This is a genomic window from Thioalkalivibrio sp. AKL9, assembly GCF_000377825.1.
Classification (GTDB): Bacteria; Pseudomonadota; Gammaproteobacteria; order Ectothiorhodospirales; family Ectothiorhodospiraceae; genus Thioalkalivibrio; species Thioalkalivibrio versutus.
The window spans coordinates 392,778-419,248 of the sequence record NZ_KB905103.1; the positions used below are offsets into that span (position 1 = coordinate 392,778).

Annotated in this window: 26 protein-coding genes and 1 riboswitch; of the genes, 18 read left to right on the top strand and 8 right to left on the bottom strand. The window is 69.0% G+C overall.

Annotation, left to right across the window (positions count from 1 at the left end; translation table 11 throughout):
• The first annotated feature begins 3 nt into the window (after positions 1–3).
• From D573_RS0101960 to D573_RS0101985, 6 genes are read left to right on the top strand one after another with little or no spacing between them, the layout of a single operon-like run.
• Positions 4–264 carry a hydrogenase maturation nickel metallochaperone HypA gene (locus D573_RS0101960; RefSeq protein WP_018937484.1) on the top strand — a complete coding sequence of 87 codons (261 nt, stop codon included), beginning with the start codon at positions 4–6 and terminating at the stop codon, positions 262–264.
• Entirely contained in the window at positions 261–2,570 is a 2,310-nt protein-coding gene (gene hypF, locus D573_RS0101965; RefSeq protein WP_018937485.1) for a carbamoyltransferase HypF, read from the top strand. Before D573_RS0101960 ends, hypF begins: the two co-directional genes overlap by 4 nt.
• A 4-nt stretch (positions 2,571–2,574) precedes the next feature.
• Positions 2,575–2,829: a HypC/HybG/HupF family hydrogenase formation chaperone gene (locus tag D573_RS0101970; protein ID WP_018937486.1), complete on the top strand. Its 255-nt coding sequence runs from the start codon at positions 2,575–2,577 to the stop codon at positions 2,827–2,829.
• Positions 2,826–3,914, top strand: coding sequence for a hydrogenase formation protein HypD (gene hypD / locus D573_RS0101975; protein WP_018937487.1), 1,089 nt, complete (start codon positions 2,826–2,828; stop codon positions 3,912–3,914). Before D573_RS0101970 ends, hypD begins: the two co-directional genes overlap by 4 nt.
• The gene (hypE, locus tag D573_RS0101980; RefSeq protein WP_018168827.1) at positions 3,911–4,915 is read left to right on the top strand and encodes a hydrogenase expression/formation protein HypE; all 1,005 of its coding nucleotides are present in this window, start codon (positions 3,911–3,913) and stop codon (positions 4,913–4,915) included. Before hypD ends, hypE begins: the two co-directional genes overlap by 4 nt.
• A gap of 52 nt (positions 4,916–4,967) precedes the next feature.
• On the top strand, positions 4,968–5,174 hold the full coding sequence (locus D573_RS0101985; protein ID WP_018168826.1) for a hypothetical protein: 207 nt from the start codon (positions 4,968–4,970) through the stop codon (positions 5,172–5,174).
• A gap of 2 nt (positions 5,175–5,176) precedes the next feature.
• Here D573_RS0101985 and D573_RS0101990 read toward each other — a convergent pair whose 3' ends face one another.
• The gene (locus D573_RS0101990) at positions 5,177–5,680 is read right to left on the bottom strand and encodes a GNAT family N-acetyltransferase (protein ID WP_018937488.1); all 504 of its coding nucleotides are present in this window, start codon (positions 5,678–5,680) and stop codon (positions 5,177–5,179) included.
• Between the two features lie 170 nt (positions 5,681–5,850).
• Here D573_RS0101990 and D573_RS0101995 point away from each other — a divergent pair, with 170 nt between their 5' ends.
• The 3 genes from D573_RS0101995 to D573_RS0102005 all read left to right on the top strand — a co-directional run bounded on the left by D573_RS0101995 (position 5,851) and on the right by D573_RS0102005 (position 8,834).
• Positions 5,851–6,801 (top strand): PDC sensor domain-containing protein, encoded by a 951-nt coding sequence (locus D573_RS0101995; protein WP_018937489.1) that lies wholly within the window; start codon positions 5,851–5,853, stop codon positions 6,799–6,801.
• Positions 6,802–6,894: 93 nt separating this feature from the next.
• Entirely contained in the window at positions 6,895–7,731 is an 837-nt protein-coding gene (locus D573_RS0102000) for a PP2C family serine/threonine-protein phosphatase (RefSeq protein ID WP_026287893.1), read from the top strand.
• A 47-nt stretch (positions 7,732–7,778) separates the two neighbouring features.
• Entirely contained in the window at positions 7,779–8,834 is a 1,056-nt protein-coding gene (locus D573_RS0102005) for a LysM domain-containing protein (RefSeq protein ID WP_018937491.1), read from the top strand.
• On the opposite strand, the gene D573_RS0102010 is transcribed toward D573_RS0102005, so the two are convergent.
• Together D573_RS0102010 and D573_RS0102015 are read right to left on the bottom strand one after the other, a co-directional pair.
• Complete coding sequence (locus D573_RS0102010; protein ID WP_018937492.1) at positions 8,831–10,552, bottom strand: serine/threonine-protein kinase; 1,722 nt, start codon at positions 10,550–10,552, stop codon at positions 8,831–8,833. The genes D573_RS0102005 and D573_RS0102010 overlap by 4 nt on opposite strands.
• A 19-nt stretch (positions 10,553–10,571) precedes the next feature.
• Positions 10,572–11,054, bottom strand: a complete 483-nt coding sequence (locus D573_RS0102015; RefSeq protein WP_018937493.1) for an FHA domain-containing protein — start codon at positions 11,052–11,054, stop codon at positions 10,572–10,574.
• Between the two features lie 212 nt (positions 11,055–11,266).
• Between D573_RS0102015 and D573_RS0102020 the strand changes: the two genes are divergently transcribed.
• Entirely contained in the window at positions 11,267–11,638 is a 372-nt protein-coding gene (locus tag D573_RS0102020) for a DUF5362 family protein (RefSeq protein ID WP_018937494.1), read from the top strand.
• Positions 11,639–11,822: 184 nt separating this feature from the next.
• Here the strand turns inward: D573_RS0102020 and thiC are convergent, their stop codons facing one another.
• Entirely contained in the window at positions 11,823–13,712 is a 1,890-nt protein-coding gene (gene thiC / locus D573_RS0102025; RefSeq protein ID WP_018937495.1) for a phosphomethylpyrimidine synthase ThiC, read from the bottom strand.
• Between the two features lie 81 nt (positions 13,713–13,793).
• A riboswitch (TPP riboswitch) is annotated at positions 13,794–13,891 on the bottom strand.
• A 101-nt stretch (positions 13,892–13,992) separates the two neighbouring features.
• On the opposite strand from thiC, the gene D573_RS0102030 reads away from it, so the two are divergent.
• Positions 13,993–14,673: a TIGR00153 family protein gene (locus tag D573_RS0102030; protein WP_018144982.1), complete on the top strand. Its 681-nt coding sequence runs from the start codon at positions 13,993–13,995 to the stop codon at positions 14,671–14,673.
• 34 nt (positions 14,674–14,707) lie between these two features.
• Positions 14,708–15,967 carry an inorganic phosphate transporter gene (locus tag D573_RS0102035; protein ID WP_018168816.1) on the top strand — a complete coding sequence of 420 codons (1,260 nt, stop codon included), beginning with the start codon at positions 14,708–14,710 and terminating at the stop codon, positions 15,965–15,967.
• Between the two features lie 52 nt (positions 15,968–16,019).
• Here the strand turns inward: D573_RS0102035 and D573_RS0102040 are convergent, their stop codons facing one another.
• The gene (locus D573_RS0102040; protein ID WP_018937496.1) at positions 16,020–17,528 is read right to left on the bottom strand and encodes a YdiU family protein; all 1,509 of its coding nucleotides are present in this window, start codon (positions 17,526–17,528) and stop codon (positions 16,020–16,022) included.
• A 144-nt stretch (positions 17,529–17,672) separates the two neighbouring features.
• Between D573_RS0102040 and D573_RS0102045 the strand changes: the two genes are divergently transcribed.
• Positions 17,673–18,176 (top strand): hypothetical protein, encoded by a 504-nt coding sequence (locus tag D573_RS0102045; RefSeq protein ID WP_018649594.1) that lies wholly within the window; start codon positions 17,673–17,675, stop codon positions 18,174–18,176.
• Positions 18,177–18,240: 64 nt separating this feature from the next.
• Here the strand turns inward: D573_RS0102045 and argH are convergent, their stop codons facing one another.
• Positions 18,241–19,689, bottom strand: coding sequence for an argininosuccinate lyase (gene argH, locus D573_RS0102050; RefSeq protein ID WP_018937497.1), 1,449 nt, complete (start codon positions 19,687–19,689; stop codon positions 18,241–18,243).
• 114 nt (positions 19,690–19,803) lie between these two features.
• Between argH and D573_RS0102055 the strand changes: the two genes are divergently transcribed.
• From D573_RS0102055 to D573_RS0102070, 4 genes are all read left to right on the top strand, one after another.
• Positions 19,804–20,835, top strand: coding sequence for a sensor histidine kinase (locus tag D573_RS0102055; RefSeq protein ID WP_018937498.1), 1,032 nt, complete (start codon positions 19,804–19,806; stop codon positions 20,833–20,835).
• Positions 20,832–21,554, top strand: a complete 723-nt coding sequence (locus D573_RS0102060; RefSeq protein ID WP_018937499.1) for a LytTR family DNA-binding domain-containing protein — start codon at positions 20,832–20,834, stop codon at positions 21,552–21,554. The genes D573_RS0102055 and D573_RS0102060 overlap by 4 nt, the downstream gene beginning before the upstream one ends.
• Positions 21,555–21,657: 103 nt before the next feature.
• The gene (gene hemC / locus D573_RS0102065) at positions 21,658–22,602 is read left to right on the top strand and encodes a hydroxymethylbilane synthase (protein ID WP_081618716.1); all 945 of its coding nucleotides are present in this window, start codon (positions 21,658–21,660) and stop codon (positions 22,600–22,602) included.
• Positions 22,603–22,606: 4 nt separating this feature from the next.
• Positions 22,607–23,437, top strand: a complete 831-nt coding sequence (locus D573_RS0102070; RefSeq protein WP_018937501.1) for a uroporphyrinogen-III synthase — start codon at positions 22,607–22,609, stop codon at positions 23,435–23,437.
• A 284-nt stretch (positions 23,438–23,721) separates the two neighbouring features.
• Here the strand turns inward: D573_RS0102070 and D573_RS0102075 are convergent, their stop codons facing one another.
• On the bottom strand, positions 23,722–24,750 hold the full coding sequence (locus tag D573_RS0102075) for a CDP-6-deoxy-delta-3,4-glucoseen reductase (RefSeq protein ID WP_018937502.1): 1,029 nt from the start codon (positions 24,748–24,750) through the stop codon (positions 23,722–23,724).
• A 155-nt stretch (positions 24,751–24,905) separates the two neighbouring features.
• On the opposite strand from D573_RS0102075, the gene D573_RS0102080 reads away from it, so the two are divergent.
• A complete protein-coding gene (locus D573_RS0102080) occupies positions 24,906–25,490 on the top strand; it encodes a hypothetical protein (protein WP_018937503.1) in 585 nt (194 codons plus the stop codon).
• On the opposite strand, the gene D573_RS0102085 is transcribed toward D573_RS0102080, so the two are convergent.
• Positions 25,487–26,470, bottom strand: coding sequence for an alpha/beta fold hydrolase (locus D573_RS0102085; protein ID WP_018937504.1), 984 nt, complete (start codon positions 26,468–26,470; stop codon positions 25,487–25,489). The two genes, D573_RS0102080 and D573_RS0102085, sit on opposite strands and share 4 nt — an antisense overlap.
• Position 26,471 lies beyond the last annotated feature (1 nt).

Genomic DNA, 26,471 nt, shown 5'->3' on the forward strand with positions numbered 1-26,471 from the left:
CGGATGCACGAGTTTTCGCTGATGGCCGACCTGATGCGCAAGATCGAGCAGGTGGCGGCCGAACACGACGCCGCGCGGGTCACTCGGGTGCGGGTGTGGCTGGGCGCGCTGGCGCACATCACGCCGGAGCATTTCCGCGAGCACTTCGAGGACGGGACCCGCGGCACCGTCGCCGAGGGGGCCGAGCTGGAGGTGGAGACCTCGGACGACGAGACCCACCCCGAGGCCCAGCAGATCCTGCTGCGGAGCCTGGACGTGGCGTGAGCGCCGCCGCGACACGCGCCCCGTCGCCTGCGCGCTGGCTCCTGGTGGTCACCGGCCGGGTTCAGGGCGTTGGCTTCCGGCCGTTTGTCGCGGAGCGGGCCCGGCGGCTCGGCATCACCGGCTCGGTGGGCAACACGCCGTCCGGCGTGGTGATCCAGGCCGAGGGACGAGAGGCCGCGCTCGTCGCGCTGCGGGCTGCCCTGGAGCAGGAGGCCCCACCGGCCGCGCGGGTCGATGCGATCACCGTGACGGCATCTCGCCCCGTCGGCGATACCACCTTCCGCGTGGTTCAGGGTCCCGGGCAGGGCGGCGCGCCGGCCCTGGCACCGGACCGTGCACCCTGCCCCGACTGCCGCGCCGAGATCCGTGACCCCGCGGCGCGGCGCCACCACTACCCGTTTACCGCCTGTACGGCCTGCGGACCGCGCTGGAGTATAGCGACGGCCCTGCCCTGGGACCGCTCGCATACCACCCTGGACGGGTTCCCGCTGTGCGCGGCCTGCCGGGCGGCATTCGAGACCCCGGGGGACCGGCGCTTTCACGCGGAGGCCATGGCCTGCCCGGACTGCGGGCCGCAGGTAACGCTGCGCGGCCCGGACGGGAGCGAACACGCCACCGGCGAAGCGGCCCTGCACGCGGCGGTCAACACCCTGCGCGAGGGGCAGATCCTGGCGCTGAAGGGTCTGGGCGGGTTCCAGCTCCTGGTGGACGCGACCCGCCAGGATGCGGTGGCCCGCCTGCGCGCGCGCAAGCTGCGCCCGGACAAGCCGCTGGCGGTCATGCTGCCGGATGGCGACTGGCTGGACCAAGTGGCACGTGCCACCGGCGCCGAACGTACGCTGCTGGATGCGCCGGAGGCCCCGATCGTGCTGGTGGACCGCCGGCCCGGCGCCCCGCTGGCGGAGGACGTGGCGCCGGGGTTCAGCCGCCTGGGATTGATGCGGCCGGCGACGCCGCTGCATCACCTGCTGCTGGAGGCCTTCGCCGGCCCGCTGGTCTGCACCTCGGGCAACCGCGGCGGCGAGCCCCTTTGTATCGACACCGTGGAGGCGGTGACCCGACTGGGCATGATCGCGGACGGGATCCTGGACCACGACCGGCCGATCGCGCGGGCACTGGACGATTCGGTGGTCCAGATCGCCGCGGGCCGACCTCAATGCCTGCGCCTCGGCCGCGGGTATGCGCCGCTGCGAGTGCCCCTGCCAGACGCCGGGCCCGTCACCGTTGCGCTGGGGGGCCACCTGAAGGCCGCCCCGGCCCTGGCCCTGGAGGACGAGGTGGTCGTCGGCGCCCACGTCGGCGACCTGGACAGCGATGCGGCCCTGCACCGGCTGGCTGGCGAGGCCCGCGCACTGGGCGAGCTCTGTGGCGTGGACATCGCGCGCGTCGCCTGCGACCGGCATCCCGACTACGCCTCCACGTCGCTGGCCGGGGGCTGGGGGCCTCCGGTCGTCGCCGTACAGCACCATCACGCCCACGCGGCGGCCTGCCTGGCGGAGCACGGGGTACGCGAACCAGCCGTGGCGCTGGTCTGGGACGGCATGGGCCTGGGAGAGGACGGCATGCTATGGGGCGGCGAATGCCTGGCAGTGGACGCCGACGGGGGCTTTCAACGGCGGGGTCATCTGCGGCCCTTCCGCCTGCCCGGGGCCGAGGCCGCGATCCGCGAACCCCGGCGCGCCCTGCTGGGCCTGCTGCATGCCCACTTCGACGGCGATCCGGCCGCGCTGGAGGCGAGCCCCGCGCGGGCCTTGTTTACCGCTGCGGAATGGCACCCGCTGCTCGCGGCACTGGAGCGAGGGGTCAACGCCCCCTGGACGTCCAGCGTCGGGCGGCTGTTCGACGCGGTCGCGGCACTGGGCGGGCTGCGCACCGGTGCCGGCTTCGAGGGGCAGGCGGCCATGCTCGTGCAGCAGGCGGCGGAGGCCGCAGGGGGCGGGGTCGACGCCTCCGGCATTTCGCTGAGCACGGCCACAACGCCGTGGCGGGCCGACTGGGACCCGCTGGTCGCCGCGCTGCTGGCCGATCATGCCGGCGCGGCGACACCCGGACGCATGGCGGCCCGCCTGCACGGGGCGCTGGCCGGATTCGCGGTCGACGCCGCCCGGGCCGGGGGGCATGAAACCGTGGCGCTGACGGGCGGATGCTTCCAGAATCGGTGGTTGCTGCAACAATGCGTGGACGCGCTGCAGGCCGCCGGCTTCCGTGCGCTGTGGCCGCAGCGCATCCCGCCCAATGACGGCGGGCTGGCGCTGGGCCAGGCGGTGATCGGGCGCCGGGCCGCGGTGCCCCCGAACGGAGACTGAGCCCATGTGCCTTGCCATCCCCGGTCGTATCGACAGCGTGGACGGCGACGACCCGCTGTTCCGCCAGGCGCGCGTAGCCTTCGGTGGCGTCACGCGCGTGATCTCGCTGGCCTGCACCCCCGAGGCCGTGCCCGGCGACTACGTGCTGGTCCACGCCGGCATCGCGATCGCCACCCTCGACGAGGCCGCTGCCGAACGCACCCTGGCGGCCCTGCGCGAAATCCCCGCGCACGACCCGCCCGCCCCGGAGGGCCCGTGAAGCACCTGGACGAATACCGCGACCCGGCCCTGATCCTGCGCCAGGTGGAAGCGATCCGCGCCACCTGCACCCGGCGCTGGACACTGATGGAGGTCTGCGGCGGCCAGACCCACGCGATCCTGCGCCATGGCCTGGATGAACTGCTGGCGGACGCCGTCGAGCTGATCCACGGGCCCGGATGCCCGGTCTGCGTGACCCCGGCCGAAACCCTGGACCAGGCGGTACTGCTGACCCGACGCCCGGAGGTAATGCTTTGCACCTTCGGCGACATGCTGCGCGTGCCCGGGGCGCTGGGCGACCTGAACGCGGCGCGCGCGGCCGGGGGCGAGGTGCGCGTGATCTACTCGCCGCTGGATGCGGTAGCGCTGGCGCGCGAACACCCGGAGCGCGAGGTCGTGCTGCTGGCGGTGGGCTTCGAGACCACCGCCCCGGCCGCCGCGATCGCCGTGCTGCAGGCCGAGGCCCTGGGCCTGGGCAATCTGTCGCTGCTGGTCTCGCACTCACTGGTCCCACCGGCGATGGAGGCGTTGCTGGCCGACCCGGACAACCGCATCCAGGGCTTCCTGGCCGCCGGCCATGTCTGCACGGTGGAGGGAGCGACCGCCTATCACGCGATCGCCGAACGCTTCCGGGTCCCGATCGCGGTGACCGGCTTCGAGCCGGTGGACCTGCTGGCCGGGATCCACGCCTGCGTGGAGCAACTGGAACGCGGCGCGACCGGGGTGGAGAACCGCTACGACCGGGCCGCGCAGGACGACGGCAACGCAGCCGCGCGCGTTGCGGTCTCTCGCGTCTTCGAGCCGGTCGAGCGCGAATGGCGTGGCATGGGACGCCTGCCCGCCAGCGGCCTCGGGCTGCGCCCGGAGTACGCCCGGTTCGACGCCGTGGCCCGTTTCGGGCTCGTCCCACCCGAGGCGATCGGGGATGGCCCCTGCATCGCCGGCGAGGTGCTGCGCGGACTGCGCCGCCCCACCGACTGCCCCGCCTTCGGCCGCGATTGCACGCCGGATACCCCGCTGGGCGCGCCCATGGTCTCCTCCGAGGGGGCCTGCGCGGCCTACCTGCACTTTCGGGGCGAGGCATGACCACCGACGTCGTACGCCTCGCGCATGGCGGCGGGGGGCGGATGCAGGCAAAGCTGCTGGACGAGGTGATCCTGCCAGCGCTGGGCATCCCGGCCCTCGCCGCCCCCGATGCCGCCGTGCTCGACGCCCCGGGCGGGCGCCTGGCAATGACGACGGACAGCTTCGTGGTGCGGCCGCTGTTCTTCCCGGGTGGCGACATCGGCCGGCTCGCGGTGCACGGTACGATCAACGACTTGGCGATGGCCGGGGCGCGCCCCCTGTGGCTGACCCTCGGCCTGATCCTGGAGGAGGGGCTGCCGCTGGACGACCTGCGGCGCGTCCTCGCCTCGGTGCAGGCGGCCGCAGAGGAATGCGGCGTGCGGGTGGTCGCCGGCGACACCAAGGTGGTGGAGGCCGGGCGCGGCGACGGGGTCTACATCAGCACCAGCGGGGTGGGCGTCGTGCCCGAAGGCGTGCAGATCACGCCGGGCGCGATCCGGCCCGGTGATGTACTGCTCGCCAGTGGCGATCTTGGCCGCCATGGTGTCGCAATCCTCGCCGCCCGCGAAAACCTGGGCCTGGACCCGCCGATCCCCAGTGACAGCGCATCGGTCGCCGGGGCCGTGGCCGCACTACTGGCCGCCGGCGTGCCAGTCCGCGCGCTGCGCGACCCCACCCGCGGCGGTGCGATCGCCGCCCTGCAGGAGCTGGCCGATGCCTCCGCCTGCCGCCTGGTGCTGGAGGACGCCGCAATCCCCGTGCGCAACGACGTGCGCGGGGCCTGCGAGATCCTTGGTCTGGACCCGCTGCACTCCGCCTGCGAGGGCCGCTTCCTGGCCGCCGTTCCGGAACACGCGGCCGCTCAGGCCCTGAGGATTCTCCGGACCCGCGCGGAGACAGCCGGGGCCGTTGCCATCGGACGGGCGGAGGCGGGCGAACCGGCCGTCATCCGGCGCCTGGCGACCGGCGTGGAACGCCGCGTCATCCTGCCGGCCGGCGAGCAACTGCCACGTATTTGCTGAAGCGGCCTGCGTGTCGCGCTATGGTGGGTCAGAACGACAGGAGGACCCCGAGATGAACTTGCGCACCCTCATGGGAACCGCTCTAGCATTGGCCACCACGCCCGTCCTGGCCCACCCCGGCCACGGACACGGGGACGCCTTCTCGCTGCTCCACTTCCTGAGTTCACCCGAGCATCTCTGGCCCCTCGGGCTGCTGATGCTGGCCATTGTCGGGGGCCTGTTCGGTGCCCGCTGGTGCCGCCACCGGGCGCGACGCTGACGTCAGCCGGCGACGGGCGAACCTTCCACCGCCCACCAGTAGCGCTGTTCGTAGTCACGGTCGCGATCGCGCACCGGTACCGGGACGAAACCCATCGCCGCGAAGAAGCTGGCCGCCGAGGCCTGGGCCTTGACCAGCACCCCGGCCACCCCGGCCTCGTGCGCGGCGCTCCGGCAGGCCTCGACCAGTTGCCGGCCCACACCCTGCCCGCGGTCGGCTCGCCCCACGTAGAGGCCATGCAGCAGCAGCCCGTCGGCGGCACCCTCCGGCAGCTCGCGGGGCTCCGCCGTCTCCCAGGCGGCGACGCCGACCACCTCGCCCGCACGCTCCAGCACCGTCACCTCGAGGAACATCAGATCGGCCTCGGTATAGCGGTAGGCCGGCAGGGCGAGCCGGCGCACACGTTCGGGCAGGGGCCAATCCTCGATCGCCTCGGCCACCAGATGGTTGATGGTGTCGAGATCGCCGGGGCGGGCCGGGCGGAGGGATTCGGTAGATTTCGTCATGGGCATGTTTGCAGTATCGGGCACAGTCGGGCTCGTTGTCGGCATGGTTCCTGCTCGGACCTGTTCGACAGGCCGAAGTGCCGGGACAAACGGCGCGCGCGGGCCGTCACGACAACGCCATCCGCGATCGGGGATAATCGCAGCGCACTGAAAGGAGACGACACCGCACCATGACGGAACTGAAAAAGGCGATCGAGCACCAGCGCGACTACCTCGAGGACAAGCTGCATGAACCCCTGGCGGAGATCGCCGGCCGGCTGAGTGCCGCCTGGCCGCGCCGCGAGGCGCTGGACTCGATACTGGAGGAGGCGATCCGCCAGATCCCGGAAGCGACCTTCGTGTATGCACTGAACACCGAGGGGGTCCAGCTTTCGGACAACATCTCGCGCACTGGCGTACTGCCGGAACACTTCGGGCGCGATCGCTCTCAGCGCCCGTACATGAAGGAGGCCGTGCCCGCGGACGGCTTCCTGCTGTCGGATGCCTACATCAGCCTGCTCGGACGCCGGCCATCCCTGACCTCATTGCAGCTGGTGCGCGACGACCAGGGCAATGCGCTGGGCTTTCTCGGCGCGGACTTCGATCTGCGCAACCTGCCCGACTTTTCCGAGGACCTGTACGAGGAGCCCAGCGAGTGGCGCCAGATCAAGGGCGATCCGTCGATTCGCGGGACACTGTTCCTGCAGAGCCGCACCGAGAGCCTGATGGACCAGAACATGGACACCGCCCTGGCCATTCTGGAAGAACTGTTCACCGAGCGCGGCGTGTTCCAGGGGGTGTTCCACTTCTCCAGTTCGCGCGCCACGCTATGGACCACCGAGGACCCGTACCGCTACCGCATCCTGACCCACGAATCCCTGGGCGACCCGGACGTCTGCCTGGCGTTTCCGCACGAGCCGTACCCCGCGGAGGCGCTGATCCCGAAGGAGGAGGTCGGCCGCGTGCTGGAGGCGCTGCGCGCGCTGCGCTATGCCGACGAGACCGTGTACCTGCGCTCCGCCTCGATCAACCTGTTCAACGGCATGATCAGCCTGACCTTCTCGTGCGACGGCTCGCATTACATGACCTGGGACGACTTCCTCGGCCGCTCCATCCAGTTCTGGATCGGCGCCACCGGCTAGGGAGATGCGGATCGATGCGCGGCTCCCCCGGGGGCTGTCACACGCCGATCAACTCGGTCATCATGGTCACGGGATCACCGGGGCCACACGCACATGGAAACCGGATACGCCAGGGAGATGGGTGGCCGCGCCGAGCAACAGGACGCGGTGACCGTGCTACAAAACGCGGACGGGCAGAGCGCCCTGCTGCTGGTCGCGGACGGAATGGGCGGCCACGAGGGCGGGGCACGCGCCTCGCACGCCGCGATCGCGACCGCCGAACTCCTGTGGACCCGCTACGCGGGGCAGGCTGCCGATGCCCGTGCCCTGCTCCACGCTCTCTTCCACGAGACCCATGCAGCCTTGCTGGAGGCCGGGGGTACCGATCCGTCACAACGCCCCGGCACCACGCTGGTGGCACTGTATGTGACCCCGACCTCCGCCTGCTGGGCCCATTGCGGCGACAGCCGGCTGTACCACTTCGAGGGCGACACCCTTCAGCGGCGCACGCGCGATCACACCCGGGTCCAGCAGCTGGTCGACGAGGGGGTAATAAGCGAGGCGCAAATGGCAACGCACCCGGAGCAGAACCGGCTATTGCGAGGCCTCGGCGTGGTCGACCCGATCGAGGTGGACTACGCCGAGGCCCCCGTCACCCGTCACACGCGCTTCTTGTTGTGCTCGGATGGCTTCTGGGAACAGATCGGACCGATGGAGATCGCGGAACTGCTGGACAGCCCGGACCTCGACACGGCCACCGCGCGCGCAGCCGTCGAAGCGGCGCGACGCGGCGGACCCAAGGGTGACAACGTGGCCCTGGCAGCATGGCGGACCGGGCCGCCGCGCGGGCGTTTCTGGCGCCGGCACCTGAAGGCGCGCATCGGGCCCACGCTGGGCCTTCTGGCGCTACTGGCTGCGGCCCTTGCGATCCTGCTGTGGCCGCTGGACTGATGCCGACCGTATACTCGCGGACTCGCCGAGCCGCACCAGCCCTTGCCATGATGCCAGCCCACACCACGCTGCTTCGCCTCGTCCTGCTCGCCGTACTGACAGCGTTCCTGTCCGGCTGTGCGCAGCTACAGGGCTTGTTCGACCCCGAGGCGGAGGCCACCGAGGACGTGGTCGCCGCGACCGACGAGGCCCCGTCCGACCCGCTCGCCCGTGAGGAGCAGGACGAGCGCCTCAAGATCGCCGAGATCGTGCAGCTCTTGCAGGGCGGCGAGATGGACCGGGCACGCTCGGCACTAGACCGGATCCTCGCAGATGATCCGGGCAACCCCGCCGCCCGCGGCCTGCGTGAACAGCTCTCCGGGGATCCGCAGGCGACCCTGGGCGAGGCCTATTTCGTTCACACGGTGGAGCCGGGCGACAGCCTGGGCGGGCTGGCGCGTGAGCACCTCGGCGATGCCACCCGCTTTGTGATCCTCGCACGCTACAACGACATCGAACGCCCGGACCGACTGCTCGTCGGGCAACGGCTGCGCATCCCGCGGGATGTAGCGGGGCCGCAGCATGGCGAGACCGATCTGGACGAACAGCTGATGGCTCTGGACCCCGACGCCGCGCCCGGCGTCAGCGAGGACGGTTTGCGCCGCGCAATCGAGGCCGACCTGGCAGCCGGGCGTTATGGCGCGGCGCTGGAGGTCGTGGAGCTGGCCCGCGAGCACCCCGAGGCGCAGAACGAATGGGCCAGCTGGCTGGACCCGCTGGCGCGCGACGCGACGATCGGCTACTGGCACCGGCGGGGCGTGGAGGCGCGCGCGGCAGGCGCGACCGAAGAGGCGCTGGAGGCCTTCGGCCGGGTGCTCGAACAGGACCCGCAACACGCGACCGCGCGCCAGCACCTTGACGAGCTGGAGCAACAGCGCAAGGAGGCCCTGCACGCGGAGGCCATCGTGCGCTACCGCAACCAGGACCTGGAGACCGCCATCGCATTGTGGGACGAGGCCCTGGCGATCGACCCCGGGTTCGAGGCGGCGCGCGGCTATCGCCTGCGAGCCCTGGAACTGCAGCGTCGCCTGAATGCCCTGGACCGCGAGAACGGCCGGAGTTAATCCGTAGCGGTACGTCTTGAAGTGGCTTCGATCGGCAACTCGTCGGATGCGAGCTCCTGGGTGCGGTCGCCGTCAGCAACCGGCCCGGCAGCGCTGCGCTCGGGCGTCCCGGCGACCCGGCGCTTCATGCGCGCCTCCAGCGAGTCGGCCATCGCGTTGTAGGCACTGAAGACCCGCTCGAAGTCGTCGTGTCGACGGGCACGGATCCGGGTATCGAGCCGCCCCTGACCGATCTGGTCCAGCGCCCCGCGCAGGCGGTCCAGCGGCGCCTGAAGACGCCGGGCGAGCACGTAGGCCCCCAGGAGCACCGCGAGGAGGGTGACCAGCGTGAGCATCAGCAAGGCCATGAAGGTGGCCTCGTTCGCCGCGCGCAGCGACCCCGTGGACAGCCCGACCTGGAGTTGCCCAAGGTGATGATCCTGGCAGCGAACCGGGGCCTCGAACATGAACAGCTCTGCGCCATCCCGCCCGGTGACGGACCACACGGCCTGGCCGTCGCGACGCTGAAGCAGGCGGTCCTCGGAAGGCGGCTCGTAGGGCTGGCCCAGGGCCTCCGGGTCGCTGCTGGCCACCACCTCGCCGCGGTGGTCCACGACGCTCAGCAGGGCAATCTCCCGGTTCGCCTGCATGTCGCGCAGGCGGCCCTGGACCGCGATGGTGTCCTCCAGCAACAGGTCCTCGGCACTCTCCACCGAGATGATCTGCGCCAGCGTGGCCCCATAGTCAAACGCCAGATCGGTCATCACCTCGTTCTGCTTCTGGTGTACCAGCGTACCGCCGACAACCAGGGTGACCGCCACCAGTGCCCCCATGACCGCGGCCCAGCGCAGACGCAGCGGGATGATCCGACGCCCGGCACCTGCCCGTTCGCGCTCGGCGCGTTGCTCGTCGATACGCTCGAGGTCCACCAGTAGCTCGCCGGCCGACTGGTAGCGCTCGTCCGGCTCCTTCGCCAGCAGGCGCAGCACCAGCTCGATCAGTTCCTGCGGACAGTCGCGCACGATGACCCGCGGTGCGGGGACCGAATCCTTGACCACCCGGGTCAGCAGGGTCTCGACATCATGCCCGCGAAACGGGGTGGCCCCCGTCAGGAGCTCGTACAGCACCACGCCCACGGAATAGAGATCGGCACGAGCGTCGGTATCGCGGCCACGGACCTGCTCCGGCGCCATATAGTGCGGCGATCCTGCGATATAGCCGTCGTCGTCCTCGGCAAGCCAGTCGTCGTCGGCGCGCCAGTCGGGGTCCCTGAGGGTGCGGGCAATGCCGAAGTCCATCACCTTGATGTTCGCCGTGGCGCTGGTGACGATGATGTTCTCGGGCTTGATGTCGCGGTGCACGACGCCATGCCGGTGCGCATAGTCCAGGGCCTCCACCAGCTGGATGGCGATCTTCAGGACATTGCGCAGCAGCAGCGGGCGGAACTGTTCCGCGAACTCCGCGAGGGTGATGCCGTCCAGCAGCTCCATCGCGATGAACGGCTGCTGATCCGACTCGCCGACATCGAAGATGGTGACGATGCCCGGGTGGGTCAGGGTGCCGGCGGCGCGCGCCTCGGCCAGGAAGCGCCGGCGGTACTCGGGCCGTCGGGCGTAGTCCGGCTGCAGGCACTTGATCGCAAGCGGACGACGGATATCCGGGTCGTAGCCGCGATGGATGACAGCCATCGCACCGCGCCCGATCTCCTCGCCGACCCCGTAGCGTCCGATCCGCTGCATGCTCCGGCGACCCTGAGCCTCAAACCGTCTCGAGCAGGATGCGCGCGACGACCGCCAGTACCAGAACCGCCACCGCGATGCCCAGCCAGCGCCAGCGTGACCGAGGCCCACGGCCAGGCCGGGCATCGGAACCGTCGTCGCGGCGGCGGAACACGAACTCGGCCCGCCCGAAACGGACGTGGTCGCCGTCCTTCAGCGCAGCCTCGTGCACCTTCTCGTCGTTCACCCAGGTGCCGTTGGTGGACAAGAGATTGACGACCCGGCATTCGCCGCCGTCGTTGACCAGCCAGGCATGCTGCGAGGAGACGCTGCCCTCCTGCAGAACGATGTCATTGGTCGCCTGACGGCCCACCGAGCGCTTGCCCGGTTTCAAGGTCAGGCGCTGCTGGCCGAAGGGCTCGGAGATCCCCACCAGCACCGGGTGGCCGCCGGGGGGCGCCCCCTCGCTGGCGGTGTCCGCGGCACTTTCCTGCTCGGGCAAGGCCTGTCCCTGAAACAGCATTGTCCCCTGCGGCCCGCTGCGGCCGGCATCCCTGCGTCGTCCCTGATCGCTCATACATCCCCCTGCTTCACGAGCCTTGCGTGGCCCTGTTTTTCGGGTTGGCACTTGCTCGAGTATGCACGGGCGGCGCGCACCAAAACAACGAATGCGTCACACCATGAAAGGGCCTGCTATGCTCCGGCCATCCGCCCATCACGACAAGGAGTCTGAACATGGAACAGGACACCACCAACGGGGCCGACCTCCGTGGACTGATCGAGCCGCTCGTTCGCGGAAAATTCTGGATGCAGTTGATCGGGGTGATGATGATCATCTCGGGCGTGCTGACCGCCCTGTCGATCATCGGCATCATCATTGCCTGGATCCCGATCTGGGCCGGCGTGGTGCTGATGCAGGCCGCCGGCGCCTCCCAGCGCGCCTACGAAAGTGCCGATCCGGAAGCGATCAAGTACGCCCTCGGCCGCCTGCGCATCTACTTCACCATCTTTGGCGTGCTGCTGCTGATCTACCTGATCCTGATGGTCCTGGGCATGCTCTTCGGCATCGGCGCCGGTCTGATGGGCGGCTTCGGCCACATGCAGTAGAGTGCCCCCCGGCCGCGTCATGGCGAGCCCCCGGAAGGGGGCGTGGCAGACGAACACGAACACACCCGACGGCCGCCGTTGGGGCCGCAAGCGGCCTACCGATAGCCAGGTCGGACGCAACGTCCGGTGGGGCCAGAGGCAGATTGCTTCGTCGCTGCGCTCCTCGCAATGACGAGGATGTCGCTCAGACCTCGCGGTAGATCTGTGCGCCCTTGTTGACGAACTCGACCGCCTTCTCCTGCATCCCCTTCTTCAGGGCCTCGTCTTCGGAGACGCCCTGGGCCGCGGCGTAGTCGCGCACGTCCTGGGTAATCTTCATGGAGCAGAAGTTGGGACCGCACATGGAGCAGAAGTGGGCGACCTTGTGCGCGTCCTTGGGCAGGGTCTCGTCGTGGAATTCGCGCGCGCGTTCCGGGTCCAGCGCCAGGTTGAACTGGTCCTCCCAGCGGAACTCGAAGCGCGCCTTGGACAGCGCGTTGTCCTGCAGCTGCGCGCCGGGAAAGCCCTTGGCGAGATCGGCCGCATGGGCCGCAATCTTGTAGGTGATAATGCCGTCGCGCACGTCCTGCTTGTTGGGCAGGCCCAGATGCTCCTTCGGCGTCACGTAGCAGAGCATCGCGGTGCCGTACCAGCCGATGTTGGCCGCGCCGATCCCGGAGGTGATGTGGTCGTAGGCCGGGGCGATATCGGTGACCAGCGGGCCGAGAGTGTAAAACGGCGCCTCGAAGCAGTCTTCCAGCTCCTTGTCGACGTTCTCCTTCACCTTCTGCAGCGGGACGTGGCCGGGGCCTTCGATCATCACCTGCACGTCGTGCGCCCAGGCCTTCTGCGTCAGCTCGCCCAGGGTCTCCAGCTCGCCGAACTGCGCGGCGTCGTTGGCGTCGGCCAGGCAGCCAGGGCGCAGCCCGTCACCGAGGGAGAACGAGACGTCGAACGCCTTCATGATCTCGCAGATCTCGTCGAAACGGGTGTAGAGGAAGTTCTCCTCGTGATGCGCCAGGCACCACTTGGCCATGATCGATCCACCGCGCGAGACGATGCCGGTCACCCGATCGGCGGTCAGCGGCACGTACTGCAACCGCACGCCGGCATGGATGGTGAAGTAGTCCACACCCTGTTCGGCCTGCTCGATCAGGGTGTCGCGGAACAGTTCCCAGGTCAGGTCCTCGGGCTTGCCGTCGACCTTCTCCAGCGCCTGGTAAATCGGCACGGTACCGATCGGCACCGGCGAGTTGCGCAGGATCCACTCGCGGGTCTCGTGGATGTTCTTGCCGGTGGACAGGTCCATCAGGGTGTCGCCGCCCCAGCGCGCGGACCATACGAGCTTCTCGACCTCCTCCTCGATCGAGGAGGAGACCGCGGAGTTGCCGATGTTGGTGTTCACCTTCACCCGGAAGTTGCGGCCGATGATCATCGGCTCCAGCTCCGGGTGGTTGATGTTGGCCGGAATGATCGCGCGGCCGCGGGCGATTTCGTCACGCACGAACTCGGGCGTGATCGCCTCGGGGATGGACGCCCCGAAGGACTCGCCGGCGTGCTGGCGCAGCAGCTTCTTGTAGCGCGGGTCGGCGCGCAGCTCCTGCAGGCGGTTGTTCTCGCGGATGGCGACGAACTCCATCTCCGGTGTGATGGTCCCCTGGCGGGCGTAGTGCATCTGCGAGACGTTCGCCCCGGCATGCGCGCGGCGCGGCGGGCGGATGTGCTCGAAGCGCAGGCTGGCCAGTTCCGGGTCGGCGGCGCGGGCGCGGCCGTATTCGGAGCTCGGGCCATCCTGCCATTCGGTGTCGCCGCGCTCGTCAATCCAGCCGCCGCGCAGATCCGTCAGGCCCTGGCGCAGATCGATGGTCGCGTCCGGATCCGTGTACGGGCCCGAGGTGTCGTAGACCGGGATCGGCGGGTTCTCTTCCGGGGTGCCGGAGGTCAGCGTGGGGCTTTGTGCGACCTGGCGGAACGGCACGCGGATATCCGGGCGCGAACCCTGCACGAAGACCTTCTCGGAATTGGGAAACGGGCGCGTGACGTCGGCGGAGACCTGGGCGGTCTTGCGGGCGAAGGACTCGGGAATGGCGCTCATACGGTGACCTCTGCGATGCGGATGTGGCAGCAGAGGGAACAGAACGGGCCGGACAGACTGCGAACGGGGCGCGCGCGGACTGGATCGAGCACCGAGCTTCCCTCCGCCAGCGTTAACTGGTTCAGGTTCAAGGGGACTCTCTCAGCTCGCATCGATCGCGGGCACCCCCAGCTCTGACGGATGAGTGTACCGCACAGAGGGCGGCGGCGGGACCAACAAGACAGCGCGCGCTCCGGTGTTTTGCGTTAGATTATCGCTTTGTGACAACCTTCGCGCCGCCATGTCCCCCAAGAACTTCGTCTTCGAGCTGTTTGGCCGTTCCCCGGTACGCCCGCTACAGGCGCACATGGAAAAGGTGCGCGCCTGCATCGCCGAGCTCCCGCCGTTCATGGAGGCCATGGCCCGCGACGACTGGGAGACCGCGCGGGTACAGCAGAAGAAGATTTCGAAGCTGGAACGCGAGGCGGACCGCCTGAAGAAGGACCTGCGCCTGCACCTGCCCAAGGGCATGATGCTGGCCATGTCGCGCCGCGACGTGCTCGACACCCTGCTGATCCAGGACCGCATCGCCAACATGGCGAAAGACATCGCCGGGCTGATGCTGGGCCGGCAGATGCAGTTCCCCGACAACATGGGCGAGCCGCTGAAGCGCTTCCTCGATCGCAGCGTGGATGCCGTCGACCAGGCCGGCCGGGCAATCAACGAGCTGGACGAACTGGTGGAGGCGGGCTTCCGCGGCCACGAGGTCGAGGTCGTCAACGGCATCCTCACTGAGCTGGACCAGATCGAGCACGAGTCCGACGAGGCCCAGCGCGAGGTGCGCGAGATCCTGTTCGCGCAGGAGGCCGAACTACCCCCGGTCAACGTGATGTTCATGTATCGCGTGATCGACTCCATCGGCGAGCTGGCCGACCTGGCCCAGCGTGTAGGCAGCCGCCTGCAGCTGATGCTCGCCAAGTAACCACCGGCACCCAGGCACAGGCACCGAGGACGGCATGGAATACAGCACCCTGTTGCTCGGCCTTGCAGTGATCTTCGGCCTGTTCATGGCCTGGGGCATCGGCGCCAACGACGTTGCCAATGCCATGGGCACCTCGGTGGGCTCACGCGCGCTGACGATTCGCCAGGCGGTGTTTGTAGCCGCGATCTTCGTGTTCTCCGGGGCCTGGCTGGCCGGCGGCGAGGTCACCCAGACCATTCGAAGCGGGATGGTCGACTCCAGCCTGATGGCCGACAACCCCGAATTGCTCGTTTACGGGATGCTGGCGGCCCTGGCAGCCGCCGGGACCTGGCTGATGGTCGCCTCCTATTTTGGCTGGCCGGTCTCCACGACCCACTCCATCATTGGCGCCATCGTCGGCTTTGCCGTGGTCGGCCTCGGCTTCGAGGTGGTTCGCTGGGAACGTGTCGGCACCATCGCGATGTCCTGGGTGGTCTCGCCGCTCGTCGGCGGGATGATCGCCTTTGCCCTGTTCCGCAGTGTGCAGATCCTGATCCTCGATACCGTCGATCCGCTGAAGAACGCCAAGCGCTGGGCGCCGCTCTATATCTTCCTCACGGCCTTTGTCACGGCACTGGTAACGATGTTCAAGGGCCTGACCCACGTCGGCCTGGACCTCACGCCCGTGCAGGCCTATGGCTTCGCGATCCTGATCAGCGCCATCGTGGTCGTGCTCGGGATGATGGCAATCCGGCGCCTGCGCTTTGACGATCCCACCGGCGTGGGCGAGGAAGGCTCCCATTTCGCCAATGTCGAGAAGGTGTTCGGCATCCAGATGGTGGTGACCGGGTGCGCGATGGCCTTTGCCCTGGGCTCCAACGACGTCGCCAATGCCGTCGGCCCGCTGGCTGCAGTCGTGGACGTGATCCAGACCGGCGATGTGAGCACCGAGACTGTCGTGCCCATGTGGGTGCTGCTGCTGGGTGGGGTCGGCATCGTGTTCGGCCTGTTCACCTACGGCCACAAGGTGATCGCGACCGTGGGCACCGGGATCACCCAGCTCACCCCCAGCCGCGGCTATGCCGCCACCGCCGCGGCGGCGGCCACCGTGGTCCTGGCCTCCGGCACCGGCCTGCCGATCTCCACTACCCATACCCTAGTGGGCGCGATCCTCGGCGTGGGCCTGGCACGCGGGATTGCCGCGATCAATCTGGGGCTGGTGCGGATGATCTTCCTATCCTGGATCGTGACCCTGCCGGCCGGCGCGATCCTCGCGGTGGTCTACTTCTACATCCTGCGCGGCATCCTCGGATAAGTTGGCCCCGGTCTCCGGACGTTCCAGTCCGGGGTCCGGCCTGCACGCCCTCTCAGGACGAACAGCTTAGCTGGATCCCGCTCGCCCACTCCGGCGGCAGGTCCGCATAGGCCTCGTATTCCGGCTGTTCAGCGAACGGACGCGCCAGGATCTGCTGCAGACGCAGCACCTCGGATGCATCCCCTGCCTCGGCTTGCTCGATCGCGGCCTGGGCCAGATGGTTGCGCAGGATGTACTTGGGATTGACGGCATTCATCGCCGCGCGCCGCTCTTCAGGGGGCAGCCCCTCCCTCGCCAGCCGCGCCTGATAGCGCGACCACCAAGCCTGCCATGCGGCCCCATCCTCCAGTTCCGATTCCAGTTGCGCCCGGATCTCCGCCTGCTCGAGATCCGGCAGCTGGCGGAAGAAGCGAGTGTAATCCACACCCTCGGCTGCCATGCGCGCGAGCAGATCCTGGATCAATGCCTCGTCGTCCTCCTGTTCCACCTGCAGCCCGAGCTTCGCGCGCATACGCGCCAACCAGGCCTGCCGGTACTGCGGCTGGAAGCCCTGCAGCAGCGCCTTGGCGTGCTCGATCGCCGCCTCGCGGGTGGCGTCGGCGAAATAAATCACCAGGGTCTCGGCCAGGCGGATCAGGTTCCACTGCGCGATCTGCGGCTGCTGGTCGAAGGCATAGCGCCCGCCCTGGTCGGTGTGGTTGCAGATGTAGCCGGGGTCGAAGGCATCCATGAACGCGAACGGGCCGTAGTCGATGGTCAGGCCGGCCAGGCTCATGTTGTCGGTGTTCATCACGCCGTGACAGAAGCCGATGGCCTGCCAGTCGGCGACCATCTCCGCGGTGCGGGCGATCACCGCCTCCAGCATCGCGGCGACGGGATCATCGGCCCCCTGGAGTTCCGGGTAGTCATGCGCCAGGGCGTAGTCGATCAGCTCCTGCAGGCGGGCGCTGTAGCCGTTGTAGTGGAAGTATTCGAAATGGCCGAAGCGCAGGAAGCTGGGCGCGGCGCGCAGCACGATGGCCGCCGGCTCGACGCGCTCGCGGTACACCGGCAGGCTGGAGCCAAACAACGCCACCGCGCGGGTAGTCGGCACGCCCAACGCGGCCATCGCCTCCGAGACCAGGTACTCGCGCACCGAGGAACGCATGACCGCACGACCGTCCGCGCCGCGCGAGAAGCGCGTCGGGCCGGCACCCTTGACCTGCAACTCCCAGGTCTCGCCCGTTGGCGTGCGAACCTCGCCCAGGAGCTTCGCGCGACCATCGCCCAGTTGCGGCACGAAGACGCCGAACTGGTGTCCCGCGTACACCGAGGCCCGCGGCTCGGCCCCCGCCAGCTCGCTACCGTGAGTGCAGGCCCCGAGCCACGGGTCGCGGCCCAGGGCCGCAGCCTCCAGGCCCAGACGCTCGCACATGGCCGGGCTGCTCGCCAGGCAGGTCGCATCCGGAAACGGGGCGGGCGCCGGGCTCTCGTGAAAGGCCTCCGGCAGCCGGGCAAAGTGGTTGATCCACTCCAGCTGGCTCTCGGATGCGGTGGCGTTGACGGGGTCGGGGACCGACATGGGGCATTCTCGGCAGGTTGCGGTGTCAGGGGTTATCATGCGCGTCGCATCGACCCGGGTTCAGGAACCCACGGCGGTCGCGCGTTCATTTTCCGGCCGGATGCCCCACGGCAAACGGCACCCTGCATTCCGGAGGCAAACCCCGTGTCCGAACAAGACAACCCCAAGCCGCAGAACCTGAAGACCAACGAACGCCTGGTCTGGCTCGGCTTCATGCTGTTTTTCGTGGTCGTGCTGGCGATCTACATCGCCCGCGGCAACGGGCTCGAACAGGATCTTTCGGAGGCCAACCGCGATCTGCTGCAGGCGCAGATGCAGCTGCAGCAATACACCCGCCACGAGATCCCGCGTCCGGTGGAACTGGGCCTGACCAATGCCCATCTCCAGGACCTGCAGCGTCGCGGCATGGTGCGCCCGAACGAGCGTCTCGCCGATGACCTGATGCAGCAGACCGGCCTGATCCCGCACGAGGCGCCGGAAGGCGACGCATACGCGTTCCGCCGCGACGGCATCCACGTCCTTAACCACCAGTGGGTCCTGGCGAACTTCGAGGGCGACTCGGCGCACGGCCAGCTACTGCTGGCCTACGAGGTCGTCCACGGCAACGTCCACTGGGAAGTGCTGGAGTCCACGCTGGACCGGATCTGAAGGCGGGCCAGGCGGCACACAGACGCGCCCCGCCCCCGGGAACCGGAGTGCGGGGTGAACTAACTCAGCGGTCGGCGCGGGCCAGCGCGGCCAGGTGCTCGCGGGCGGCCGCAGCCTGGCGGCGCACCTGTTCCGGGGCGGTCCCCCCCGTGAGGTTACGCGCGGCGGCCGAGCCCTCGGGCGTCAGCACCGTGAACACGTCCTCGCCCACCGCCGGGCTGATCGCCTGCAGGTCCGCCAGCGGCAGCTCCGCCAGGTCCACCCCGCGCTCCTGCGCAATACGCACCGCGCGCCCGACGACCTCGTGGGCATCGCGAAAGGCCACACCGCGCCCGACCAGGTAGTCGGCCAGATCGGTCGCCGTGGCGAAGCCCTTGCGGGTTGCCGCCAGGGTGTTCTCCCGCCGCACCTCAAGGTTCGGCACCATGTCGCCGAACGCACGCAGCGAGCCCAGCAGGGTGTCGACGGTGTCGAACAGCGGTTCCTTGTCTTCCTGATTGTCCTTGTTGTACGCCAGCGGCTGGCTCTTCATCAGGGTCAGCAGCGACATCAGGTGGCCGTAGACCCGGCCGGTCTTGCCCCGCACCAGTTCGGGTACGTCCGGGTTCTTCTTTTGCGGCATGATCGAGGAGCCGGTGCAGTAGCGATCCGGCAGCTCGATGAAGGCGAACTGGGCGCTGGTCCACAGCACCAGCTCCTCGGCCTGACGCGACAGGTGCATCATCAGGGTCGCGGCGGCCGCGGTGAATTCGATGGCGAAATCACGATCGGAGACCGCGTCCAGGGAGTTGCGGGTGACACTGTCGAAACCCAGCAGTTCGGCGGTGTATTCACGATCCAGCGGATACGGCGTACCAGCCAGCGCGGCTGCGCCCAGCGGCAGGATGTTCACCCGGCGCCGCGTATCACGCAGACGCTCGGCATCGCGCTCCAGCATCTCGTACCAGGCCAGCATGTGATGGCCGAAGGTGACCGGCTGGGCGGTCTGCAGGTGGGTAAAGCCGGGCATCACGGTATCCGCCTCACGCTCGGCCAGGGCCACCAGGCCATCCTGATAGCCGCGGATCAGGCGCAAGACATCGTCGATGGCCGCGCGCAGCCACAGGCGGATGTCGGTCGCGATCTGGTCGTTGCGCGAACGCCCGGTATGCAGCTTCTTGCCGACATCGCCGATGCGCTCGATCAGGCGCGCCTCGATGTTCATGTGCACGTCCTCGCGCCCGACCTGCCAGTCGAACTCGCCGGCGGCGATCTCGTCGCGGATCGCGTCCAGCCCCGCGAGGATCTCCCCGGCCTCGGCCTCTGTCAGCACCCCGACCTTGGCCAGCATGCGCGCATGCGCCTGCGAGCCCTGGATGTCCTCGCGGTACAGACGCCGGTCGAAATCCACCGACGCGGTGAAGCGCTCGACGAAGGCATCGGTCGGCTCGGAAAAGCGCCCGCCCCACAGCTTGGCCTCACCGGAGGCGGCAGGCGTGGCGGCTGGCTTGTCGTGCGGGGAATCCTGCGTCATGGTGCATCCTGAAGCGGGTGGGGAAAGACACGGAAGTATACGGGCACAGCCGGGGAGTGAACATGGCGCGGTCCTGCGCCCGTTTGTGCACGGCAACAGGGGAGAGTGTTACGCATGGCCCAGGGGGAAACCACCAGGGACACCACCGGGGAGCTCTCGCCGCTGCCCGATTTCTGCAGTGCGGAGACGTTGCTGCGCGTGCTCATGGTGGCCGTGCTGCTGGCACTGGCCGTAGCCCTGTTGCGCGCCGGCGGCCAGGACTGGCTGTCGGCCCTGGCGCTGCACGCGCTGTTCATCTTCTGGGTGGCGCTGACCAGCCTGTTGATCCTGTGCGGGCTCAAGAGATCGCTGCACCGACTACCGCTGACCGCGCAGATCGTGCTCTCGCCCCTGGTCCCCATCGCGAACACCGCCATCGTCTATCGCCTCGCGGAGGAACTGGTGCTGGCCGACCCGGCGCTGCGCTGGCCGGTGATCGGCGTCGCCACCATCCTCAGCCTGATGGCCATGCACTACCTGTACCTGCAGGCGGCCTGGCAACGCGAAACCCGGGCCGTGGCAGCGGCCCGGGAACAGGCCATGCGCGCCCGCCTGCGCCCGCATTTTCTCTACAACAGCATGAACACCATCGCCGGGCTGTGTCGCAGTGATCCTGCGCGTGCGGAACAGATCACCCTGGACCTGGCGGATCTGTTCCGCGCCACATTCGCCACCGGGGATCGCCACTCGCTGCGTGAGGAGCTGGACCTGGTCCGCGCGTTCCTCGAGATCGAACAGACCCGTTTCGGCGAACGCCTGGTACTCGACTGGGACTGCCCCGACCATCCGGGCCTGGATCTCGATGTGCCTACGCTGATCCTGCAACCGCTGGCGGAAAACGCGATCCAGCACGGGATCGCACCCGCACGCGGCGCAGGGCGCATATGGGTGCGCTGCCGCATGGATTCCGGACGGGTCACGGTAACCATCGGCAACACCGTGGATCCACACGCACGCGGCGAGGGGACCGGCACCGCCACGGATGCGGTACGCCTGCGGCTGCAGCACGCCTTCGGCGGGCAGGTACACTTCGAGGCCGAGGCCGAGGTCGAGCGGTTCGAGGTCCGGATCCGTTTGCCGCTCGCGAACCGGGGGGAAACCACATGAACACCGCTCGACTGGAGTTATTGATTGCCGACGACGAGCCGATTGCCCGTCAACGGCTGACCGCGCTCGCGCAGGAGTTGGGGCATCGGGTGGTGGCGCAAGCTGCGCATGCCGGCGAGGTCGAGATGCAATTGCAGGACCACGCGCCGGATGCCCTGCTGCTGGATATCGACATGCCCGGGGAAACCGGGCTGGAACTCGCGCGGCGTCTGCATGCAGAAGATCCCGCGCTGACGGTGATCCTGGTCACCGCCCACGACCGCTTTCCGCTGGAGGCATTCGAGGCCGGGGTGCGCGACTACGTGCTGAAGCCGGTGCGCCGCGAACGGCTGGAACAGGCGTTGCAGCGTGCAGTGCAGCAAAAACAGGACCGGCCCGAGACCTTCCCGAACGAGGTCCACATCACCGTTGGCCGGCGCGAGGAACGCGTACCGCTGGAACAGGTGGACATCTTCATCGCGGAGGGCGGTTACGTCATGGCGCGTTCGGCACGCCTGGCCGGCTTCGTCGACGCCCGCCTGCGCGAACTGGAGGGCCGGTACGGCCCCGCCCTGTTGCGGGTGCACCGCGGCTGCCTGGCGGTGAAGGCCTCGATCAAGGGCGTCGAAAGCCTCGGCCAGACCGACCACCGCCTGCTGTTCCACGACGACCTGGACCCGATCCCCATTAGCCGCCGCCAGCTGCCCCGAGTGCGCGATTACCTGCGCAACGGGACCTGAGAGGGCCGCACACCCCTGCGGGATTCGGGGCGCGAAGCATTCGCCGTTATACTAGTCCGTTTGAACGCCCGGCCGCTCGCGCCGTGGCTCGCCCGGACAATCCATGAAGCCTGTACGCATCGCCACCCGAAAGAGCCCGCTTGCCATGTGGCAGGCCGAACACGTCGCCGCCCGTCTGCGCGCCCGTGATCCGGAACGCCCGGTTGAACTGGTGGGCATGACCACCCAGGGCGACCGTGTCCTGGACTCCCCGCTGGCGCGGATCGGCGGCAAGGGCCTGTTCGTGAAGGAGCTGGAGATCGCGCTGCTGGAGGACCGCGCCGACATCGCGGTGCACTCGGTGAAGGACGTGCCGATGGAGCTGCCCGAGCAGCTCGAACTGCCGGTGATCCTCGACCGCGAGGACCCGCTGGACGCGTTCGTGTCCAACCAGTACTCACATGTCGACGAGCTGCCGCAGGGGGCCCGGGTTGGCTCCTCCAGCCTGCGCCGGCAGTGCCAGCTGCGCGCGCGGCGACCGGACCTGGAGGTCCGTGACCTGCGCGGCAACGTGAATACCCGCCTGGGCAAGCTGGATGCCGGCGAATACGACGCCATCCTGCTCGCCGCAGCCGGGCTCAAGCGCCTCGGGTTCCATGAGCGGATTCGCAGCTGCCTGGAGCCGGACGTCAGCCTGCCGGCGGTTGGTCAGGGTGCCATCGCCATCGAGTGTCGCGCCGGCGATACCGCCATCGGCGCGCTGATCGCACCATTGAACGATGCGGATACCGCCGACCGCGTGCGCGCCGAGCGGGCCTTCAACCGTCGCCTGGAAGGCGGCTGTCAGGTCCCACTGGCTGCCCATGCGACGCTGGTCGGGGATCAGCTGCACCTGGACGGCCTGGTCGGCGCGGTGGATGGCAGTCGCCTGTTGCGCCGCCAGGTCGAGGGGCCGCGCAGCGACGCCCAGGCCCTGGGGATCCGCCTAGCGGACATGCTTCTGGAACTCGGGGCAGGCGAACTGCTCGCGGCCGCACATCGGGAACACGGCCAGGACACGAAGGGGTAGACGCATGACCGCATCCGCAGACGACAACACGGTGGTCGACAAGGCCTGCGGCCCGCTGGCCGGCCTTGGCATCCTGGTCACCCGCCCGGCCGCCCAGGCGGAGCCGTTCTGTACCGCCTTGACGGCCGAGGGCGCGAGCGTGATCCGCTTTCCCGTGCTGGAGATCCTGGCCCCCAGTGATCCCACCAACCTGCGCGAGGTGCTGGACCGGCTGGCGGACTTCGATATCGCCGTGTTCATCAGCCCGAACGCCGTCCAGCGCGTGCTCAATCTGGCCCTGGCGGAACATTCATGGCCCGCCACCACAAAGATCGCGGCGATCGGCAACCGCACGGCGCAGGAATTGAAGGGCTTCGGGCGCCCGGCGGACATCCTGCCGCCGCGACGCTTCGACAGCGAGGCCCTGCTGGCGCAGGAGGCGATGCAGGAGGTGGCCGGCAAGCGCGTGGTGATCTTCCGCGGCGATGGCGGCCGCGAATTGCTGGGCGACACCCTGAAGGCCCGCGGCGCCGAGGTGACCTTTGCCGAGGCCTACCGCCGCGGGCGCCCCGAGGGCGATACCGGCGAGCTGATGTACGCCTTCTCGCGCGGGCAGATCGGCGTGATCACCATCACCAGTGGCGAGGGGCTGCGCAACCTGTACGAGATGGTCGGCAAGCTGGGGCGCATGTGGCTGCGCAAGACCCCGCTGGTGGTCGGCAGCGAACGCATCGCGGAGATCGCGCAGGAGCTGGGCTTCAAGGCCGCCGTCGAGACCGCCGAGGACCCGACCGATGCGGCCATGCTGGCGGCAGTCCATCATCTCGCGGAACGCCTGCGCGCCGATGGGGCTTAGGTTTTTTCTGGCACGAAGAAGGGCGGTTACACCACAGGTGTTGGCCCGTCGTCCCCGTGCGGGGCTGTGGTGAGCAGACCCATCGGGCATCGAGGTCGGGGATCAGCGGTTCGCAGAGGGACTGATGCGATTCGCTGCGCTCATCCGCATCCTACCGTCCTTATGACGCCATCCCGGTTTTCTCCGTGACCTCAGTCTCCTCTGTGGTTCAACCGATTGTGACCTTGCCTTTCTTCGTGTCTTCGCGCCCTTCGTGGTGAATAAGCGACGCGGGCGCCGCGGTGTTACTCGGCCGGGGTGGCCGGTTCGAAGCTGTCGTAGTACAGCTGCTCCGGCGGCAGACCGGCCGCCTGGAAGGCCTCGCGGGCGGCGTGGATCATCGCCGGTGGCCCGGCCATGTAGACATCAAAGCCGGACAGGTCCGGGTACTCCGACAGCACCGCATCTTGAGGCCAGCCGCTGACGGCGGCAAAGCCGGCGGCGGTCTCGGCCGGGACATCCGACAGCACCGGCGTGAAACGGAACGGTCCGGCGTGCTCGGCGGTCATCTGCTGCAGCCAGTCCGGGGCATAGATGCCATCGGCGCCGCGGGCGCCCCAGAACAGGTGGTGCGGTCGATCCAGTCCTTCGGCGGCCAGATGGTCCAGCATGCCTTTCAACGGACCAAAACCGGTGCCCCCACCAACGAACAAGCGCGGGCGCGGGGATTCCTCGTCGACGAAAAAGCTGCCCAGCGGCCCCTCGATACGCAGCAGCGCCTTGGGCTTGAGCTCCTCGAACACCATGGTGGAGAAACGCCCGCCCGGCATGTGCCGGACATGCAGGGACAGCTGCGCGTCATCGTGCGGGGCGTTGGCCAGGGAATAGCTGCGGCGCTCACCCCCCTTGAGCAGGATGTCCAGATACTGCCCGGCGAGGAACTGGAGGCGCTCGGCGGCCGGGAGCTGCAGACGCAGCTCCATCACGTCGTCGGCCAGGCGGTTCAGGGCCGCCACGCGACACGGCAGGGTCTTGACCACGATGTCCCTGGCCGCGCCGATCTCTTTCACCTCGATCTCGAGGTCGTCCACCGGGACCGCCTGGCAGAACAAGGCCATGCCGTCGGCCAGTTCCGCCTCGCTGATGCCCGGTGGTTTGTTCGGCCCGTGATCGACCTCGCCCTGCAGCACCCGCCCCTTGCAGGAGCCACAGGCGCCATTGCGGCAGCCGTAGGGAAAGGCGAAGCCCTGGCGCAGGCCGGCCTCGAGGACGGTCTCGTCGTCTTCGACCTCGAATACATGGCCACTGGGCTGAATGGTGACATCGAACGCCATCGGAAACCCTCGGTCGCGGAAAGGCCGTTATTCTCGCCGCTGCCGCCCCGAACGCAAGCAACCGCAGTCCGGCCGGGTCGTCGGCGTAGGGGTTCCCTCGCGCGGACGGGTTCGGCAGAATCGGGCCCTAACCATAAAAACGACAAGGGAATGCCATGCGTCACCTACTGATTGCCGCCGGGGCCGGGCTGCTGCTTGCAAGCGGCTGCGCCTCCAACGAGACCCGTTCCACCGATTCCGGAGATGCGGCGGCCGCGCCGACGGACACGCCGGCCGCTACCGTCGAGGTCGCGGCGGATGCGCCGGTAATCCGGGTTGCGCAGGCGGTGCCCTACAGCGCCGATGCCACCATCGCCAACAACATCCGCCAGGAGTGCAACCTGGAGGAACAGTTCTCCGAGTTCATCGAGCACTACGGGGCCGATCAGGGCATCCGCTTCCAGCGCAGCCAGGATCTCGATCCAGCGTCCAGTGGCCAGGTGCTGATGGTCGAGCTGACCGACGCGGTCAGCGGTGGCAATGCCTGGATCGGCCACCGCAAGGTAACCGAGGCAGCGGGAACGCTGTACGCGGACGGCGAGGAGCAGGCCAGCTTTACCTCGCGGCGCTTCTCGGGCGGCGGCGCATTCGGCGGCTTCAAGGGCTCGTGTTCGGTGCTGGGGCGTACCGTGCAGGTGATGGGCCGTGATATCGCGGCCTGGTCGGCGGCGCCGGAGGACGGTGCCCACCTGGGCGACTAATCGTCGCAGGGGTCGGGCCTTCGCGCCGTGCGGGCGCCGACCTCGTCGCCTGCCAACCGCTGCATCCAGTCGACCAAGCGGGTGGCCGTGGTCTGCCAGTCGGGGGCGTGCAAAATGAGATGCGGCCAGTCGGCGTCGGTCCAGACCTCGGCCTGGCCCTGTGGATGGGCACGGGCGGCCATGCAGACCGACTCGCGCTGGATCGTCCCGTCCTGCTCGCCCCACAGGTACACCACCGGGGCTGTGACGTGGCCGATATGATCCGTGGCGTACTGGGCCAGCCAGACCACGCCGGCATAGGTATCCATGCGCACGCGGCGAATGATGCGCGGATCCGTGGAGAAGCGTTCGACCGCGGCGGGCGCGAGGCTGTCGGAGTAGTCGGGGTCGATGGTCAGCGTGAGCCCGCCGGCAAGGACCTCGCCGGTGCGTACGGCAGCATCCCAGAAACCGCGTGCGGGGATCCCGCCACGCAGGCCCGGGGCGACCGCCATCACCCCGGCGACCTCCAGCTCTGGGTGGGTGGCGAGGCTCGCTAGCGCGGCGGAGCCGCCCATGCTCTCGCCCAGCAGGAAGATCGGCCGGTCGGGGTCCTCCGCTTGCGCCGCGCGGACCATTGCAGCCACGTCGCTGATCAGGGGTTCGGTACCCGGCCAGCGGCCGTGCGGCTCGCTGGTGCCATGGCCGCGCTGATCCAGCGCCTGGACACTGTAGCCGCGATCGGCCAGCCAGGGGCCCAGGGCGTCATAGGCACCGGCGTGATCGCGGAAGCTGTGCAGGGCGATCACCACGGCGACGGGTTCTGCGGCCGACCAGCGGCGGACGCGATCGGGGGCAATCGCTGCGCCCGCGGGAGCTTCCTTCACTGGGGTCCCCGCCGCGCGCACGGTTTCACGCTCCGGGGCGGCCGCACAGGCGGTCAAGGCCAGCAGCAGTACAGCCAGGAGCCCGACCGCGCCCGGGATTCGGCGGCGCGTCACG

Coding starts and splice junctions, on each gene's coding strand:
- D573_RS0102000 (WP_026287893.1), top strand. CDS start 6,895: ATGGAAACCGGATACGCCAGGGAGATGGGTGGCCGCGCCGAGCAACAG.
- D573_RS0102080 (WP_018937503.1), top strand. CDS start 24,906: ATGCGTCACCTACTGATTGCCGCCGGGGCCGGGCTGCTGCTTGCAAGC.
- hemC (WP_081618716.1), top strand. CDS start 21,658: ATGAAGCCTGTACGCATCGCCACCCGAAAGAGCCCGCTTGCCATGTGG.
- D573_RS0102005 (WP_018937491.1), top strand. CDS start 7,779: ATGATGCCAGCCCACACCACGCTGCTTCGCCTCGTCCTGCTCGCCGTA.
- D573_RS0101995 (WP_018937489.1), top strand. CDS start 5,851: ATGACGGAACTGAAAAAGGCGATCGAGCACCAGCGCGACTACCTCGAG.
- D573_RS0102015 (WP_018937493.1), bottom strand. CDS start 11,054: ATGCTGTTTCAGGGACAGGCCTTGCCCGAGCAGGAAAGTGCCGCGGAC.
- D573_RS0102020 (WP_018937494.1), top strand. CDS start 11,267: ATGGAACAGGACACCACCAACGGGGCCGACCTCCGTGGACTGATCGAG.
- D573_RS0102075 (WP_018937502.1), bottom strand. CDS start 24,750: ATGGCGTTCGATGTCACCATTCAGCCCAGTGGCCATGTATTCGAGGTC.
- thiC (WP_018937495.1), bottom strand. CDS start 13,712: ATGAGCGCCATTCCCGAGTCCTTCGCCCGCAAGACCGCCCAGGTCTCC.
- hypE (WP_018168827.1), top strand. CDS start 3,911: ATGACCACCGACGTCGTACGCCTCGCGCATGGCGGCGGGGGGCGGATG.
- argH (WP_018937497.1), bottom strand. CDS start 19,689: ATGACGCAGGATTCCCCGCACGACAAGCCAGCCGCCACGCCTGCCGCC.
- D573_RS0102010 (WP_018937492.1), bottom strand. CDS start 10,552: ATGCAGCGGATCGGACGCTACGGGGTCGGCGAGGAGATCGGGCGCGGT.
- D573_RS0102040 (WP_018937496.1), bottom strand. CDS start 17,528: ATGTCGGTCCCCGACCCCGTCAACGCCACCGCATCCGAGAGCCAGCTG.
- D573_RS0102070 (WP_018937501.1), top strand. CDS start 22,607: ATGACCGCATCCGCAGACGACAACACGGTGGTCGACAAGGCCTGCGGC.
- D573_RS0101985 (WP_018168826.1), top strand. CDS start 4,968: ATGAACTTGCGCACCCTCATGGGAACCGCTCTAGCATTGGCCACCACG.
- D573_RS0101960 (WP_018937484.1), top strand. CDS start 4: ATGCACGAGTTTTCGCTGATGGCCGACCTGATGCGCAAGATCGAGCAG.
- D573_RS0101990 (WP_018937488.1), bottom strand. CDS start 5,680: ATGACGAAATCTACCGAATCCCTCCGCCCGGCCCGCCCCGGCGATCTC.
- D573_RS0101970 (WP_018937486.1), top strand. CDS start 2,575: ATGTGCCTTGCCATCCCCGGTCGTATCGACAGCGTGGACGGCGACGAC.
- D573_RS0102060 (WP_018937499.1), top strand. CDS start 20,832: ATGAACACCGCTCGACTGGAGTTATTGATTGCCGACGACGAGCCGATT.
- D573_RS0102055 (WP_018937498.1), top strand. CDS start 19,804: ATGGCCCAGGGGGAAACCACCAGGGACACCACCGGGGAGCTCTCGCCG.
- D573_RS0102030 (WP_018144982.1), top strand. CDS start 13,993: ATGTCCCCCAAGAACTTCGTCTTCGAGCTGTTTGGCCGTTCCCCGGTA.
- D573_RS0102035 (WP_018168816.1), top strand. CDS start 14,708: ATGGAATACAGCACCCTGTTGCTCGGCCTTGCAGTGATCTTCGGCCTG.